A 2,998-nucleotide genomic window follows, 5' to 3' on the forward strand; every position below is an offset into this window, starting at 1 on the left:
GTTGTTGGCATCTTCGGTAATGGTGACCGTCGGTGCCGCCGGTGCGCCGCTGCCTGAGCCGTAATCCAGCGTGGCGTTGTCTGAGCCCTCGGCGCTGTTGCCAGCCGGGTCGGTGACCGTGGCGGTGACCACCAAATCGGTGCCGGTGGCCGGTGGGTCAATGCTCAGGTCAAGCCCGTTATCCAGCATGTCCTGCGTGACCGGGCCGGAGAAGATGACGGTGCCATCCTGGTCGGTCACCACAAGCGTGTCGCCCACGGCCGTGCCTGCCCCCAGGGTGACGGTAATGTCTATCTGGCCATTGAGCTCGGCATCATTGATGTAGCCATCGTTGTTGGCATCTTCGGTAATCACCACTGTTGGTGCCGCCGGGGCACCGCTGCCTGAGCCGTAATCCAGCGTGGCATTGTCTGAGCCCTCAGCAGTGTTGCCCGATGGCGTGGTGACGGTGGCCGTGACCACCAGATTGGTGCCGGTGGCAGGCGGATCTATGCTGAGATCCAGACCATTATCCAGCATGTCTTGCGTCACGGTGCCGGAGAAGATGACGTTGCCATCCTGGTCAGTCACTTCAATGGTGTCACCGACTTCGGTGCCGCTGCCCAGGGTCACGGTAATGTCGATTTGACCGGACAGCTCGCCATCATTGATGTAGCCATCATTGTTGGCATCTTCGGTAATGACCACGGTTGGTGCCGATGGCGACGGTGGGTTACCGCTGTAATCCAGCAGGGCCGAGTCGCTGCCCTGGGCACTGTTGCCGGCAGGGTCGGTGACGGTGGCCGTCACGTTCAGTGTGGTGCCGGACGCCGGCGCATCAATGGCCAGGTCCAGACCGTTATCCAGCATGTCCTGAGTGACCGGGCCGGAGAACAGGGTGTTGCCATCCTGGTCGGTGACCACAATGGTGTCGCCCACAGCCGTACCTGCGCCCAGTGCCACCGTGATGTTTACCTGACCGTCCAGCTCGGCATCATTGATGGTGCCGTCGTTATTGCTGTCTTCGGTGATGGTGACGGTCGGTGCAGCAGGTGCACCGACGCCGTAATCCAGTACGGCGCTGTCAGAGCCATTGGCGCTGTTACCGGCCGGGTCAGTGACCGTGGCGGTGACGCTGATGGCGGTGCCGGTGGCTGGCGCGGTCATGGTGACCGGCACGCCGTTATCCAGCATGGCCTGGGTCACGGTGCCGTTAAACAGCTCATTGCCATCCTGGTCGGTAACAATCAGGGTATCGCCCACCGCAGTACCCGCGCCCAGGGTGACGGTGATATTGATGTCGCCGCTGAGCTCAGTGTTGTTGATGTAGCCGTCGTTGTTGGCATCTTCATCAATTACCACAGTCGGCGCTGCCGGGGCACCGGTGCCCACGCCGTAATCCAGGGTGGCGGAGTCAGTGCCTTCAGCGCTGTTGCCGGCGCTGTCGGTGACCGTGGCAGTAATCTCCAGCTCTGTGCCGGTAGCAGGCGGATCAATGCTCAGGTCAAGACCATTATCCAGCATGTCTTGCGTCACGGTGCCGGAGAAGATGACGTTGCCATCCTGGTCGGTCACTTCAATGGTGTCACCCACTTCGGTGCCAGTGGCCAGGGTGATGGTGATGTTCACCTGACCATTGAGCTCAGTATCATTGATGTAGCCATCGTCGTTGGCATCTTCGGTAATGGTGACCGTTGGCGCGGTTGGACCGCTATTGAGCACGGCACTGTCAGCGCCGCTGGCGGTGTTGCCCGCCGGATCGGTGACCGTGGCGGTAATCGTCAGACTTTCACCATTGGCTGGCGCATCCACACTTAAGCTGATGCCGTTATCCAGCATATCCTGAGTCACGGGACCGGAGAAGATAACCGCACCATCCTGATCGGTAATGGTCACGGTATCGCCGACGGCAGTGCCTGCGCCCAGGGTTACGGTGAAGTTCACCAGTCCATCGGCGCTGAGTTCGCTGTCGTTAATGTAGCCATCGTTGTTGGCATCCTCAGTGATTTCCACTACCGGTGCTGCAGGGGCGCCGCCGCCCGCGCCGTAATCCAGGGTGGCAGAGTCATTACCATTAGCGGTGTTACCCGCCGGATCGGTGACGGTGGCAGTGACAGTCACTGTCGTACCTGTGGCAGGGGCTGGCATAGAGACTGATAAGCCATTATCCAGCATTGCTTGAGTGACAGTGCCATTAAACAGCTCATTGCCATCCTGGTCAGTGACGATAAGGGTATCGCCAACAGCCGTACCTGCACCCAGGGTCACGGTAATGTCTATCTGGCCATTAAGCTCGGCATCATTGATGTAGCCGTCATTGTTGGCATCTTCGGTGATGACCACAGTTGGCGCAGTAGGGGCGCTGTCGCCGTAATCCAGTGTCGCACTGTCGCTGCCATTGGCGGTGTTGCCCGCGGGGTCAGTCACGGTCGCGGTCACTGTGATGGTGGTGCCGGTGGCCGGGGCGGTCATGGTGACCGGCACACCGTTGTCCAGCATGGCCTGAGTCACCGTGCCGTTAAACAGTTCATTGCCATCCTGGTCGGTCACAATCAGGGTATCGCCCACCGCGGTACCCGCGCCCAGGGTGACGGTGATGTTGATGTCACCGTCGAGCTCAGCATCATTGATGTAGCCGTCGTTGTTGGCATCTTCGGTAATCACCACTGTCGGTGCACTTGGTGCGCCGCTGCCCACGCCGTAATCCAGGGTGGCGGAGTCGCTGCCTTCAGCGCTGTTGCCCGCGGGGTCAGTAATGGTGGCGGTGATGTCCAGCTCGGTGCCGGTGGCCGGTGGGTCAATGCTGAGGTCAAGGCCGTTATCCAGCATCTCCTGCGTCACAGGGCCGGAGAAGATGACGGTGCCATCCTGGTCGGTGACCACAATGGTGTCGCCCACAGCCGTACCCGCGCCCAGCGTGATGGTGATGTCCACCTGACCGTCCAGCTCGCCATCGTTGATGTAACCATCATCGTTGGCATCTTCGGTAATCTCGACCGTCGGCGCAGCCGGTGCGCCG

At 60.6% G+C, this 2,998-nt stretch carries 1 protein-coding gene; it reads right to left on the reverse strand.

Annotation, left to right across the window (positions count from 1 at the left end; all coding sequences use genetic code 11):
* Positions 1-2,998 (reverse strand): beta strand repeat-containing protein (locus L2725_RS23080; RefSeq protein WP_428985317.1); only part of this gene is annotated, 2,998 nt, incomplete at both ends.

Source organism: Shewanella corallii (assembly GCF_023349125.1).
In the GTDB taxonomy this organism is placed as follows: Bacteria; Pseudomonadota; Gammaproteobacteria; order Enterobacterales; family Shewanellaceae; genus Shewanella; species Shewanella corallii.